We start from the raw sequence: 12,992 nt of genomic DNA, 5'->3' as shown, positions 1-12,992 counted from the left end.
CACGCTGGTCGCGCCATTGTCGCTGCCTCACCGGGCGGTGAATCCGTGGATCGTCGCGGCGGCGGTGGTGATTCCGACGTTCATGGAGGTGCTGGACACGACGATCGCCAACGTCGCGCTGCGCTACATCGCCGGGGGGCTTTCCGCGCCGTCGTCGGACAGCGAATGGATCATCACCAGCTATCTGGCCGCCAACGCCATCGTGCTGCCCATCAGCGGCTGGCTGGCGATGCGCTTCGGGCGTCGTCATTATTTTCTGCTTTCGATCGCCGTGTTCACGCTCGCGTCCGCCCTGTGCGGGATGTCGACAAGTCTGGGCATGCTCATCGCGGCGCGCGTGCTGCAGGGGCTCGCCGGCGGCGGACTTCAGCCGTCGAGTCAGGCGATTCTGCTCGACGCGTTCCCGCAGGAAAAGCAGGGACAGGCGATGACGCTCTTCGGCATCGCCGCGCTGCTCGCGCCGGTCGTGGGCCCGACGCTCGGCGGATACATCACCGACAACTACGGCTGGGAATGGATCTTCTACCTCAATGTCCCCGTCGGCATCGCGGCGCTGATGTTCTGCGCCGCCGTCGTGCGCGACCCCGACTACCTCAAGGCGGAGCGCGACAAGCTCAAACGCAGTCACGCCTTTGACACGCCGGGCCTGACCCTGCTGGCGATCACGATGATCGCATGGGAGATTCTGCTTTCCAAGGGTCAGGAATGGGACTGGCTCGGCGACCCGTTCCGCCGCACGCACATCACCGCATTTTTCTTCGTCGGCGGACTCGTCGCCCTGATCTACCGCGAACTGCGCATCAAGAATCCGCTCATCAATCTCCGCACGCTCCTGGACCGCAACTTCCGCGCGTGCTGCATCATCATCTTCTGCGCCTTCGGCGTCCTCTACGCCAACACGACGCAACTGCCCGCGCTTTTGCAGACGCTCTTCGGCTACGACGCGACGACGTCGGGACTGGTGCTTTCGCCTGCGGGCGTCGGGGCGGTGATCGTGCTGATGATCGTCGGGGCGCTGCTGACGCGCGGGGTCGATGCGCGGTGGTTGATGGCGGCGGGGCTGGTTGTGTTGGGGATCGGCAACTGGTGGATGTCGCAGCTCAATCTGGAGGTGAGCCCGTGGCAGGTGGTCTGGCCCCGCGTGGTGCTCATCGCGGGATTGTCGATGATTTTCGCGCCGCTGAATGTGGCGGCGTTCATGTACCTGCCGGCCGAAGCGCGCGGTGCGGCGGTGGGACTGCTGGCGCTGTTGCGCAATGAAGGCGGGAGTGTCGGAACGAGCGTGGCCAAAACGCTGCTGGAGCGGCGCGAGCAGTTTCATGTCCTGCGCGTCAACGAATGGCTCGACCCATTGAACCCGACATTTCAGGAGTTCGCCCAGCGCGGCCACGACTTCTACATGCAGCAATTGGGCGACCCCGTGATGGTGACGCAGCTCACGCTCCAGCGTCTTGCCGAGATACGGATGCAGCAGGCGATGGCGCTGTCGTACTTCGATGTGTTCTGGGTTTCGGGGGCGCTGGCGGTCGGACTGGCGTTTTTCGTGCTACTGATGCGCAAGAGCGTTGCCGCCAAAGGCGCGCACATCGCCTCCGAGTGAGCGGTGCGCTTATTGGAACGGCGGGGGCTGGTAGAAGCCGGGGCGGAATTTGCGGCTCCACGCCAGGGTCCACAGATCGCCCAGCGGCACCAGCCGGGTCGATCCGTCGATGAACGAAATGTTGATGGCGAGATTGTGTCGATTGATCGTCGCACGCACCATGCCGGCGCCCCAGTTGCCGCCGTTGTACGGGTCTTCAATGTTCGCCGCCGGCACATCGGTGTCGCGCGGCCAGATATCGACCCAGGCGCTGTCGAGAAACGCCGGGGCGTTGGACGTCTGCACGCCCGGCTCAAGCCATGACAGGTACGATTCGCCCGCGACGTAATTGTTATACAGCCAGCCGTTGATGGCGTATGAGCCGTAGTGATAGTCGCCGGCGGAATTGTGAATCCAGTAGCCGGCGGGGTGGTTCTTGCCGCTCCACGAAACGCTCGCCGTACCCCAGACGACCTCCGAAAGCTGCGTCGCCTCCGGACATACGCGCAGCTTGTCCACGTTCGAGGTGTACCGCTCGACGATCGCCATCCAGAACTTGTCGAACGCGGCATTGTTGTTGCCGGGGTAGTAGTACAGGGCATTGCGCGAATCGCTGACGTATTGAATCCAAGCAAAGTCCAGCGACCGAAGCTGCGACATGCACACGACGGACTTCGCCGCCTGCGCAGCGAGGGCATCAAAATGGAGATCAGCAGCGTGATGATCGCGACGACGACGAGCAGTTCGATCAAGGTGAAGGCCCGCGCCGCGGGTGCATCTTTAGCGGCGGGGCTTGCCCCGCGCGGCTCGAAGCGCGCCACACCGCGCGGGGCCCGTTCGACATGCTCACGGTGAAAAAGCCCCGCCGCTGAATGCGGATCGTGTTGTGGGGGGGTGTATTTCATTTGCGTCGACGCATTGTAATCAGGCCCATCAGCGCCAGCCCGGCGGGCAGGGCGGCGGGGGCGGGCACGACGGCGAACACCGCGGTCATGTGCAGCCCCGTGGCGTTGAGGTCCGAAAGCTGCTGATGCGTAAGAACAGGGGCGTAGTTGGCAGTGTACGTTCCGCCGTTGAAGGTGAAAAGAAGACTGTCGAGCGTCGGCGTCAGCGCGTCGTCGGCATCGGCGAGGGCCACGTTGCTCTGCGATGCGGTGGACGAGGTCCAGTTGAACGCGGAAGTGGTGTTGCCGGTGCGATAACCCAGGCCGTCGATGCGGAATGAGATCGACGAGAGGTCGACGTTTGAAGTGGCGGAGACGACGGAGGCGGTGAAGTTGACGTTTTCGCCGAGGGAGACCCAGTTGCCCGAGTCGTTGGGCAGTTCGCCGACGCGTGTGTTGCCGTCGAGGAGTTTAAAGATGGAGCCGGACCCGCCGGGGGTCATGGTCAGGGCGAGTGTGACGGACTCGCCGGTGGCGGGGTCGGTGAAGGTGATGTTGATCGGGCCGGTGGAATTGTTGTACGCCGCGGCGAGAGCGATGATGGACTGCGTGGCGGAAAGCTGCACGTGGTTGGCGTCGTTGTAGTCGCGCAGACTGGCGATCTGCGTGGGGGTCAGGGCCTTGTTGATGACCCAGAGTTCATCGATCGAGCCGTGAAAATTCTGCCCCGAGTCGCCCTTGCGGCCGATGTTGTAGGCCCCGCCGCTGTGATTGATGTCGGGATGAGCGATGCCGTTGGCGGTTTCGTTGAGTGTCGTGGTCAACGTGCCGTCGATGTAGTACTTGAGCTTGCCGGCGTCACGGTCCCAGGTCCATGTGACCATGTGCCACGCATTCGTCGCCCCCAGGTTCGTCGTCCCGGCCACGATGTCCTGACCGAGTGAGTTGCGGAGGTTGGACCCGCTGGTCAAATCGAAGCGGAATTCAAAAGGCGAGTACCACTTGGCGAACAGTTCCTGCGGACCGGAGGTCGTGGTGAGGTTGACCCAGCTCGAGACGGTGAAGTTCGAGTCCTGGAATCCGGTAAACGAAGCGACATTCAGCCAGCCGGACCCGTTGAGGGAGATGCCCGAGCCGAATTGCCCGGCGACGTTGAGGTTGTCGCCGGAGCCCTGAAGCGTGGCGGTGTGTCCGCCGGCGGTGTCGGCGACAGTGCTCCCGGTGGTTTCGTCGAACGACCAGTGCGCCAGAACATCGGCGCGGAGTGGCGCGGCGGCGAGCACAAACGTCAACAAGGCCGCTTGAGCGGCAAAAAGAATGCGGCGGATTCTCATGGGGTGATCTCCTTCAACGATGAAATGGCGGGTGAGGCGACGGGATCGTTCGCCACGGGCGCAAGGCGCATGAGGCGAACGGCGTCGAAATTGATCTGTCCCGGCCGGGCGTCGACGGCGGCGTCCTGCGGGTTGATGAGGCGGATCTGAATGGGTCGGCCGGCATCGGCGTCAGCGGGGATGTAGACGAGCGTCTGGTCGGTCATGACGCCGGCGTGCGTGATCTGTCCGCGGGTGGAGGCCAGTTCGCGTCCGGTCGCCGCATCGCACAGGGCGATGGCCCACTGCGTCGGCGCGGCCCCGCGCGTGTCGTGATCGATGCGGCGCCCCACGGCGACGGTCAATTCGTAGATCGAATCGGCTTCGACGCCGTCGGCGAGATTCTGCGTCATCGCACTGATGACGGACGGGTCGTTGGTCAGGCGGTAGTTGACGAGTCCGACAAATCGCCCGTCGACGCCGGTGGTGAAATTGCCGTTGGTCAGATGATCTTCGCATCCGGCGCGGCCGGGGATGACGGAGCGCCAACCGCGCGGCATCGGTCCGCCGGCCATGTTGCGCTCGTCCGCCTCGAACGACGGATTCGTCACCTCGATCGGATGCGCCACGCTCATGCGTCCGCCGAAGCGCGGATCGCGCGAGCGGCAGATGTCGCCGACAGCCAGTTCGATTTGCCGGGCAGGCGCGTCGTCATGGGCGGTGCGTTCGATGCGGACATGACCCTGCGTCACGGCGACTTCGACGCCGCGGGTTTCGTCGGCTTCGGCTCTGAACGCGGTGCCGAGGTCGATGATGCGGACATGGTCGGGGGCGTCGAGCGTGAACCCATGTGCTTCGGGCCGAACGAGCACGCTGACTTTGCCGGCATGGAGGCGGCCGCAGTTGGGTCCGGTCATTTCAAAGGTGCATGGGCCGGTCAGATCGACGACCGCGGTGGATTTGAACATGATCTGCGCACGACCTTTGATGAGGCGGATCGGCGCCGTCAGATCGGCACCGAGAGAACGCTCGCCATCGGCGAAGGTCGCGTCGTCGGAAAGGTCGGAGAGGATGGCGAAGGAAGGAGCGTTGGAGTGGGGAACGGGGAGTTGGGAGCGCGGAGTGGAAGGCAAGAAGACATACAGCAGTGCGGCGGCGATGAGAATGAGCGCGGCGATCGCTGCCTTGAAGCTGAACCCTGACCCCTGACCCCTGAACCCTTTTGCGTACCAGACGCTTCGCCCCGGGGCGGGCTCAGCGTCGGCGTGGGGGGATGCGGAAGTCGCCTGCGGCGCTTCGCCGCGGAGCGTCTGATACCGCGTGCGGAGACGCGCATGCAGATTCGCGCGGGTGGTGAAGCGTTCGGCGTGACTGGGGTCGGCGGCGATCCACGCATCCAGCGTCGCCGCGTCATCTGTGGAGATTTCGCCGTCGAGCCAGGCGTCGATGAGCGGGATCGCATCAAACGCATCGCTCATGACACGCCGCCTTTGTGAAGCTTGGCGGCGATGCAGTCGGCGAGCCGGGTGCGGAGCCGGGTCAGCGTGACACGCACGGACTTGGCCGTTGAAGCGAGCCGAGCGGCGATCTCGTCGGAACTGAGCGACTCGCCGTAGCGGAGCGCCAGCATGCGGCGGGGCTTGTCGTCCAGGCCGGCCAGGCAATCCTCCAGGGCGGCATGCCGGTCGGACAAGCTGTCATGCCCGTCGACGTGCGCGACGGCGATCCGCTCCAGGGCCGCATCGCTCATCTGCATCATGTCGCGATGGGACTTGCGGTAGTGCAGGGCGATCTGAATTTTGGCGATGCCGATGGCCCATGCCACGAACGGCCGATCGGCGTCATAACGGTCAAAATGCTCCGCCACATCCTCCGCCACCTGCTGAAGCACATCCTCCGCATCGTGAAAACGCGGAATGGCGGAGCAGATGAACGACTGCACGGAGGGCATGGCTTCCATCCACAGCCGGGCGAGCCGGCGGCGTTCGGAGGCGATCTGTTGCGGATCAGGGTGATCGTTCTGCATGGTCTCTCGAAGGCGTATCTGCGCCGCGGCGGCCCGGCGCTAACAGCGTCATCAAAAATTCTACTTTTACCCGATGAGCCCCGCGCTGTAATGGTTGAGGCGCTTGATGCATCAGAGTTTGCAGACGCCCCAATGGCAGTCAGATCGCGGCGTCGATTCTTCACAGTTCGGCCCATCGTCGAGCCGATACAACCCGAAGGTCGATGCCGACGACTCCCCGGACTGCCGGGACGCGCGAGTTGAACTTGCGCGTATAATGGTGCGTATCAATGCAAAGCCCGGAAATATCGGGCTTCAGGAGTGAAAAACGAATGTTCGAGAGATTCACAGATCGCGCACGAAAAGTGATGGCCCTGGCCAATCAGGAAGCCCAGCGCTTCAACCATGAATACATCGGCACCGAGCACATCCTCCTGGGCCTCGTCAAGGAGGGCTCCGGCGTCGGCGCCAATGTGCTCAAGAACCTCGATGTGGACCTGCGCAAGGTTCGGCTCGAAGTCGAGAAGCTCGTCAAGAGCGGGCCGGACATGGTCACGATGGGCAAGCTCCCGCAGACCCCCCGGGCCAAGAAGGTCATCGAGTACGCCATCGAGGAAGCCCGCAACCTCAATCACAATTACGTCGGCACGGAACATCTGCTGCTGGGCCTCTTGCGTGAGCACGACGGCGTGGCGGCGCAGGTGCTCATGAACCTCGGCCTCAAACTCGAGGAAGTCCGCGAGGAAGTGCTCAATCTTCTCGGGGCCGGCTCCGCCAGCGGCGAAGCCCCCGCCGAAGCCGGCGAGGCGCCCACCGGCGAACCCGGCGCCAAGCGCGGCAAGAGCAAGACCCCCGCCCTCGACAGCTTCGGGCGCGACCTGACCGAGATGGCGCGCAACAGCGAACTGGACCCGGTCATCGGTCGGTCCAACGAAATCGAGCGCGTGGTGCAGATTCTCTGCCGCCGCACGAAGAACAACCCCGTGCTGATCGGCGAAGCGGGCGTGGGTAAGACCGCGATCGTCGAAGGCCTCGCCGCCAAGATCATCGCCAACGATGTGCCGGAGATTCTGCACGACCGTCGCATCGTGGTGCTGGATTTGGCCATGATGGTCGCCGGCACCAAGTACCGCGGTCAGTTCGAAGAGCGCATCAAGGCGGTCATGAACGAAGTCCGTCGCGCCAAGAACGTGATCCTCTTCATTGACGAACTGCACACGCTCGTCGGAGCCGGCGGAGCCGAAGGCGCGATCGACGCGTCCAACGTCCTCAAGCCCGCCCTCTCCCGCGGCGAGATTCAGTGCATCGGCGCGACGACGATGGACGAGTACCGCAAGTACATCGAAAAGGACGGCGCCCTGGAACGCCGCTTCCAGACGATCATCGTCGAGCAGCCCAGCAAGGAACAGACCGTCGAGATCCTCAAGGGTCTGCGCGACCGTTACGAAGCGCACCACCGCGTGCAGATCACCGATGCGGCGATCGCCCGGGCGGTCGAGCTGTCGGACCGGTACATCACGGCCCGCGTTCAGCCCGACAAGTCGATCGACGTGATCGACGAAGCGGGGGCGCGCGTGCGGCTTAAGAGCATGAGCAAGCCGCCGGATCTGACGGAGCTGGAGGAGCAGATCGAACGCCTCGGCCTCGACAAGGACGAAGCGGTCAAGGGCGCCGACTACGAGCGGGCCGCCCAGTTGCGCGATCAGCAGGAAATCCTCCGCAAAAAGAAGGAAACCATTCAGCACCAGTGGCGCGAGCGCGCCCGGGAAGTCGACGGCGTCGTGGATGAGGAAATCATCTCCGAAGTCGTGAGCAAGATGACCGGCGTGCCGCTGACCCGGCTCGAAAAGGCCGAGACGGAGCGCCTGCTCAAGCTCGAAGAAGAGCTCCACAAGCGCGTCGTCAGCCAGGACGAAGCCATCAAGGCGATCGCCAAGGCCATCCGCCGCGCCCGTTCGGGCCTCAAGGACCCCAAGCGGCCGATGGGTTCGTTCATCTTCGTGGGCCCGTCGGGCGTGGGCAAGACGCTTTTGTCCAAGGCGCTCGCCGAGTTCCTGTTCGCGGATGAAGAAGCGCTGGTGCACATCGACATGTCCGAGTACATGGAGAAGCACAACGTCAGCCGCCTCATCGGCGCGCCTCCCGGATACGTCGGCTATGAAGAAGGCGGACAGCTCACGGAGCGCATCCGTCGCCGGCCGTATGCCGTCGTGCTCCTCGATGAAATCGAAAAGGCCCACCCCGATGTGTTCAACACGCTGCTTCAGGTCATGGAGGAAGGCCGGCTCACCGATTCGTTCGGTCGGCACATCGACTTCCGCAACGTGATCCTGATCATGACGTCCAACATCGGCGCGGACCTGATCAAGGGCGGCGGGTCGAGCTTCGGTTTCGCCAAACAGGATGCCGACGCGACCTACGAGGGCATGAAGAAGCTGCTCAACAAGGAAATCGAGCGCTACTTCCGCCCCGAGTTCATCAACCGACTCGACGACATCATCGTGTTCCGCCCGCTGACGCGGCAGAACCTGGAGAACATCGTCGAGTACGAACTGAAGAAGGTCCGCAAGCGTCTGGCGGAGCGCGGCATCGAGCTCGAGCTCGACGAGGCGGCCAAGTCGTTCCTGATGGACAAGGGATACAACCCCGACTTCGGCGCCCGCCCGCTGCGTCGCGCCATCGAGCAGTACGTCGAGGACGCCATGTCCGAAGCGATCCTGCGCGGTGAGTTCGAAGGCAAGAACAACGTGCAGGTCACCCATGCCGAGGGCGCCGACGGACTGGCGTTCAAAGCGACGTGGATCGAGCGCGCCGACGACGCCAGGAAGTCCGACCAGGCCGCCGCCTCGAGCACGACCTGACCGTTGGATTCCATCCCTGACTCCAACCCACCCCGCCCGACCGGCGGGGTTTTTTATTGCGCATGCAAAACGGATGGTATAATGCCCGTGTCGTCAGGGGCCTTTCGCTGTTGAGGGAGTTCGTCGCATGAGCATCGCAGTGGTCAGCCCGTTTACGGGTCACGAGGTCAAGGTGCGGCCGCAGGATGTGGGTAAGGCGATGAAGGACGACATGGGCAACATGTTTTACGTGCTGCCGCGCCCGGACGGCGAGGGATATTACACCGCGCCGACGAAGGCGGGCGGACAGCGCGACATCGACAAGTACGACGCCATGCTCGCCAAGATGAACAAGGCGAAGGAAACGGGGGCGGCCGGTTCGGCGGTGCAGATCGCCGCGGCACAGCGGGGCGGCTCCGCGAAATCATCGGGCGGGATGGTCAAGCTGATCATCGCGGCGGCGGTGATCGGGGCGTTGGCGTGGGCGGTCTTGTTCGGGCCGCTCAAGGGACTGCTCGGCGGCGGGCATTAACACATCGGGAGTCAACCATGGGTCTGACAATCGGTCGCATCGTGGTGATCGCGCTGGTGCTCGGCGGGGCGTATCTGGCCTACACGAAATTCGGCGGCAAGGCGGAGCTGGAGCAGGCGACGACGCAGAATCCGTACGACGTGGCGGACCGGTACATGACCGGCGGGCTTTTCGACAAGGCCCTGCCGGCGTATGAGCAGGCGCTGGCGGCTTCGCCGAACGATCCGCGCTCGGTCGATGCGCAGTTCAGCATCGCGCGCTGTCTCGATCAGCTTAAGCGCGACAAGGAGGCGCTGGAGGCCTATCGGGCCTTCGCCGCCAAATATCCGAACAACGAACACGCCAAGCTCGCCAAGGATCGTGTCATCAAATACGAGAACCTCGGCGTCCGGTAATTTCGCAATGCATGCGCCGGATTGGCGAATCGGATCGAATCCCATTGGGGTAAGTGCTTAAGTGCGGTCCGATTCGCACCGATGTAATCATGGGCCGATGGGTCGGGTGTTCGACTGGAAGGGTTTGGATTCCGGGTCGGTTGAGCTGATGTGCGGCCGGCGACGTTCAGGAACCACGGATGGATGAAAGCTGTCCCGCATGAATCAGCAGCTTCTCGATAAAGTGCTCAACTGTCCGCGCCTTCCGAGTCTTCCCGCCATCGCGATGGAAGTCATCGAGTTGTGCCGCAACGACGACATCAACATCAAGCAGATTGCCAAGACGATCTCCAACGATCCGGCCCTGTCCACGAAAATCCTCAAGACCGTCAACAGCAGCTACTACGGCCTCTCGCAGCCGGTCAGCACGATCAGTCACGCGCTGGTGATCCTCGGCCTCAACGCGGTCAAGACGTTGGCGCTGAGCTTCAGTCTGGTGAGCACGGTCAAGCAGTCCGGCGGCGGCGAGTTCGATCCGAACGTCATCTTCCGCCGCAGTCTTTACTCCGCCGTCGCCGCGCGTTCGATCGCGCAGCGCGTCGGAATCGCCGAGCAGGAGGAGGCCTTCCTCGCCGGTCTGCTTCAGGACCTGGGCGTCATCGCGCTGGTGCAGACGCTTCAGGGCGATTACGTGAAGCTGCTCTCGCAGGTCGGCGATCGGCACGCGGAGCTCGCCAAGCTCGAAGAGCGCGAGATGGATCTGGATCACACGATGGTCGGCGAAGCGCTGGGCAAGAAATGGCGGCTGCCCGATGTGCTCGTCAAGCCCATCCGCTGGCACGAAGACCCGCGTCGCGCCCCGTCCAAGCTCCGCCCGATGGTGCAGGCCGTGTCGCTCGGCGGCATCGCGGCGGATATCTATCTCCATCAGGAAAACAACTCCTCCGTCGAGCAGTTCTTCACCGCGCTCCGCGAGCATTTCGATCTGGGCAAACAGGACGGAACGGAACTGCTCGAAAAGATCGGCGAAGGCACGAAGGAGATGGCCAATCTCTTTGAGATCGTGACCGGGCCGGTGCGCGACACGGGCGAGATTCTCGCGCAGGCCAACGAGGTGCTCCTGGAAGTGTCGCTCCAATCGCAGCATGACGTGGAGCAGTTGGCGGTGCAGAACAAGCAGCTTCACGAGAAGGCGACGCGCGACGCTTTGACCGGGGCGGCCAATCGCGGCTACTTCAACGAATTCCTCTGCCAGCAGTTCGAGCAGGCCACGCGACAGACCCAACCCGTCTCGCTGATCCTCCTCGATGGCGACCGGTTCAAGTCCGTCAACGACACGCACGGCCACCTCGCCGGCGACAAGGTGCTCATGGCCCTCGCCCGCACCCTACAGAACAACGCCCCCGAGCACGCCCTGGTCGCACGCTACGGCGGCGAGGAGTTCACCGTCATCCTGCCCAACACGACGCGCTCCGAAGCGGCGCAGATCGCCGAGAAGCTCCGCATCGCCATCGAGAACACCGACATCGACGCCGGCGAAAACCTCACGCTGCACATCACCGCCTCGATGGGCGTGGCGTGCTACGACGGCGTGCGCTTCTTCAAGCGGCCCGAGCAACTGATCAAAGCGGCGGACCAGGCGGTCTACGCGGCCAAGTCCAGCGGGCGCAACTGCGTCCGTGTCTTCGCCCCCAAGGTCGCCGCCAAGGCCTGATACCCGATGCCGCCATGGCTCGCGGCGTCTTTACCAGTCGATCGCACATGCGACTGACGCTGAATGGTGTTGAGCAGAGCCATGAAGAATTTCGCCGTGGGCTGTGATCCCGCCGCCGCGCCCAATCTCACCACACAACAGTGGCAGGAATTGACGCGCATCATCGACGCCATCGCCGCCCAGTCCCATCTGCGCGGTCTGGAGGAGGAGCGGCGCATCGCCAAACGCTCCCGCTTCGTCTTCCCCGTCCGCATCACCTGGACGCACGAGTCGCACATTGGCAGCGGCTCGTGGGCCATGGCGCACAACATCTCCCGTAGCGGCATGGGCATGCTCGCACGACGCATGTTCCGCAAGGGCGAACGCGTCGTCGTCGAACTCCCCTCGCCCGACGGAGCCGTGCGACGTTTCGAAGCCATCGTCGTCTTCTGCCGCTACGTCTCGGATATGTACCACGACTTGGGCGTGAGCTTCATCGGCCCCGCCGACGCGCCCAACTAATCGCCCGGCGTGAGCCGAACGAGCGTGCGTGGCCGGAACGGATACTTCTCGATCAGCGCCCGCACCGCATCGACGTCGACCGCTTTGATTCGTTCCAATTCCGCCTCCAGCGATTCGTAGCGCTGGAGATAGATCCACTGCCCGCCGAGCCCCATCATGCGCCCCGCCGGCCGCTCGTTCTGAAGCATCAGATCCATCGCGATCTTGCTCACCGCCCGCTCGATTTCGTCGCTCTTGAGCTTCGCCGCCGCTTCGTCCAGCGCCTTTTCGAGAATCCCCTCGACGCGCGCCGCCTGACCCGGCGGACAACTGATGTAGTACATGAACACCCCCGTCCGGTCGAACGGATGATGCGCGACCTCCGCCTCGTCCGCGAGTCCCGGGTCGATCAGGTCCCAGTAGAGCCGGCTCCCGTCGTTGTCGCCGAGCACGTTCGCCAGAACCGCCGCCGCGTAACGCATCTCGTCCTGCGCCGACGGCGCTTCGCTCACGCCCAGCACGTAGTGCATGTTCGCCGACTTCTTATGCAATAGCTCCTCCGCCGCGGTGGGTTTCGCCGCGACGTATTTCCGCGCAATCTTCATTGGCTTCCACGAGCCGCACGCCTTGTCGATCATCTCCGCGCATCGGTCGAAGTCGATCTTCCCGGCCAGCGACACCACGATGTTGTTCGGGCTGTAGCGCTCGTTGAAGTAGTCCATCATCTGATCACGCTTCAGAGCGCGGATCGAATCGGTCGTGCCCAGAATGCGGAAGCCCAGCGTGTGCTCCCCGAAGTAGCGCTCCATCGCCTTCTCGTACGCTACCCAGAACGGCCGATCGTCGTACATGCCGATCTCTTCGAGGATGACGTTCTTTTCCATGTCAAAGTCCTCGACGCGCAGCGACGGGCGGAGAATGTCGCCCAAAAGATCGATCGCCTGCGGCAGATATTCGGGCAGCACATGCGCCCAGTACGCCGTCGTCTCCTGGCTGGTCGATGCGTTGTAGTTGGCGCCGATACGGTCAAAGTCGCGATTGACGTCCGCGGCGGTGCGGCGCTCCGTGCCCTTGAACATCATGTGTTCGAGAAAATGGCTTACGCCCATGACGGATTTCACCTCGTCGCGCGAGCCGGTCTTGACGAAGAACCCGACCGCGCAGGTGTGCGCCGCGTCATTGACTTCTCCGATGATCGTCAGGCCGTTGGGGAGCGTGGTGTGTCGAAATTGCATCGTGTATGTCCTGATGAATGCGTGTTTAGCCGCGAG

At 63.5% G+C, this 12,992-nt stretch carries 11 protein-coding genes and 1 pseudogene; 6 read left to right on the top strand and 6 right to left on the bottom strand.

Going from position 1 to position 12,992, the window contains the following annotated elements; all coding sequences use genetic code 11:
- Window positions 1-16: 16 nt before the first annotated feature.
- Window positions 17-1,600 (top strand): DHA2 family efflux MFS transporter permease subunit, encoded by a 1,584-nt coding sequence (locus GC162_04655; protein MBI1367926.1) that lies wholly within the window; start codon window positions 17-19, stop codon window positions 1,598-1,600.
- A gap of 9 nt (window positions 1,601-1,609) precedes the next feature.
- Here the strand turns inward: GC162_04655 and GC162_04650 are convergent, their stop codons facing one another.
- The 5 genes and pseudogenes from GC162_04650 to GC162_04630 form a co-directional block, all read right to left on the bottom strand.
- Window positions 1,610-2,239 (bottom strand): hypothetical protein, encoded by a 630-nt coding sequence (locus GC162_04650; GenBank protein ID MBI1367925.1) that lies wholly within the window; start codon window positions 2,237-2,239, stop codon window positions 1,610-1,612.
- A 35-nt stretch (window positions 2,240-2,274) separates the two neighbouring features.
- A pseudogene (locus GC162_04645) lies at window positions 2,275-2,484 on the bottom strand (prepilin-type N-terminal cleavage/methylation domain-containing protein).
- A complete protein-coding gene (locus tag GC162_04640; GenBank protein ID MBI1367924.1) occupies window positions 2,481-3,797 on the bottom strand; it encodes a hypothetical protein in 1,317 nt (438 codons plus the stop codon). The pseudogene GC162_04645 and the gene GC162_04640 overlap by 4 nt, the downstream one beginning before the upstream one ends.
- Window positions 3,794-5,254: a hypothetical protein gene (locus GC162_04635; protein MBI1367923.1), complete on the bottom strand. Its 1,461-nt coding sequence runs from the start codon at window positions 5,252-5,254 to the stop codon at window positions 3,794-3,796. The genes GC162_04640 and GC162_04635 overlap by 4 nt, the downstream gene beginning before the upstream one ends.
- Window positions 5,251-5,802 (bottom strand): sigma-70 family RNA polymerase sigma factor, encoded by a 552-nt coding sequence (locus GC162_04630; GenBank protein ID MBI1367922.1) that lies wholly within the window; start codon window positions 5,800-5,802, stop codon window positions 5,251-5,253. Before GC162_04630 ends, GC162_04635 begins: the two co-directional genes overlap by 4 nt.
- A 311-nt stretch (window positions 5,803-6,113) precedes the next feature.
- Here GC162_04630 and GC162_04625 point away from each other — a divergent pair, with 311 nt between their 5' ends.
- From GC162_04625 to GC162_04605, 5 genes are all read left to right on the top strand, one after another.
- Window positions 6,114-8,642, top strand: a complete 2,529-nt coding sequence (locus GC162_04625; GenBank protein ID MBI1367921.1) for an AAA domain-containing protein — start codon at window positions 6,114-6,116, stop codon at window positions 8,640-8,642.
- A 127-nt stretch (window positions 8,643-8,769) separates the two neighbouring features.
- Window positions 8,770-9,153, top strand: a complete 384-nt coding sequence (locus GC162_04620) for a hypothetical protein (protein ID MBI1367920.1) — start codon at window positions 8,770-8,772, stop codon at window positions 9,151-9,153.
- Between the two features lie 17 nt (window positions 9,154-9,170).
- The gene (locus GC162_04615) at window positions 9,171-9,548 is read left to right on the top strand and encodes a tetratricopeptide repeat protein (protein ID MBI1367919.1); all 378 of its coding nucleotides are present in this window, start codon (window positions 9,171-9,173) and stop codon (window positions 9,546-9,548) included.
- A 199-nt stretch (window positions 9,549-9,747) separates the two neighbouring features.
- Entirely contained in the window at window positions 9,748-11,241 is a 1,494-nt protein-coding gene (locus GC162_04610; protein ID MBI1367918.1) for an HDOD domain-containing protein, read from the top strand.
- Between the two features lie 63 nt (window positions 11,242-11,304).
- Window positions 11,305-11,742 carry a hypothetical protein gene (locus tag GC162_04605; protein ID MBI1367917.1) on the top strand — a complete coding sequence of 146 codons (438 nt, stop codon included), beginning with the start codon at window positions 11,305-11,307 and terminating at the stop codon, window positions 11,740-11,742.
- Here the strand turns inward: GC162_04605 and GC162_04600 are convergent.
- Complete coding sequence (locus GC162_04600; GenBank protein ID MBI1367916.1) at window positions 11,739-12,956, bottom strand: insulinase family protein; 1,218 nt, start codon at window positions 12,954-12,956, stop codon at window positions 11,739-11,741. The genes GC162_04605 and GC162_04600 overlap by 4 nt on opposite strands.
- Window positions 12,957-12,992 lie beyond the last annotated feature (36 nt).

This window comes from Planctomycetota bacterium, from assembly GCA_016125255.1.
GTDB lineage: Bacteria > Planctomycetota > Phycisphaerae > Phycisphaerales > Zrk34 > RI-421.
This window is presented reverse-complemented; position numbering and strand designations above follow the sequence as displayed.

Coding starts and splice junctions, on each gene's coding strand:
- GC162_04635 (MBI1367923.1), bottom strand. CDS start 5,254: ATGAGCGATGCGTTTGATGCGATCCCGCTCATCGACGCCTGGCTCGAC.
- GC162_04615 (MBI1367919.1), top strand. CDS start 9,171: ATGGGTCTGACAATCGGTCGCATCGTGGTGATCGCGCTGGTGCTCGGC.
- GC162_04650 (MBI1367925.1), bottom strand. CDS start 2,239: ATGTCGCAGCTTCGGTCGCTGGACTTTGCTTGGATTCAATACGTCAGC.
- GC162_04600 (MBI1367916.1), bottom strand. CDS start 12,956: ATGCAATTTCGACACACCACGCTCCCCAACGGCCTGACGATCATCGGA.
- GC162_04630 (MBI1367922.1), bottom strand. CDS start 5,802: ATGCAGAACGATCACCCTGATCCGCAACAGATCGCCTCCGAACGCCGC.
- GC162_04625 (MBI1367921.1), top strand. CDS start 6,114: ATGTTCGAGAGATTCACAGATCGCGCACGAAAAGTGATGGCCCTGGCC.
- GC162_04640 (MBI1367924.1), bottom strand. CDS start 3,797: ATGAGAATCCGCCGCATTCTTTTTGCCGCTCAAGCGGCCTTGTTGACG.
- GC162_04605 (MBI1367917.1), top strand. CDS start 11,305: ATGGTGTTGAGCAGAGCCATGAAGAATTTCGCCGTGGGCTGTGATCCC.
- GC162_04620 (MBI1367920.1), top strand. CDS start 8,770: ATGAGCATCGCAGTGGTCAGCCCGTTTACGGGTCACGAGGTCAAGGTG.
- GC162_04610 (MBI1367918.1), top strand. CDS start 9,748: ATGAATCAGCAGCTTCTCGATAAAGTGCTCAACTGTCCGCGCCTTCCG.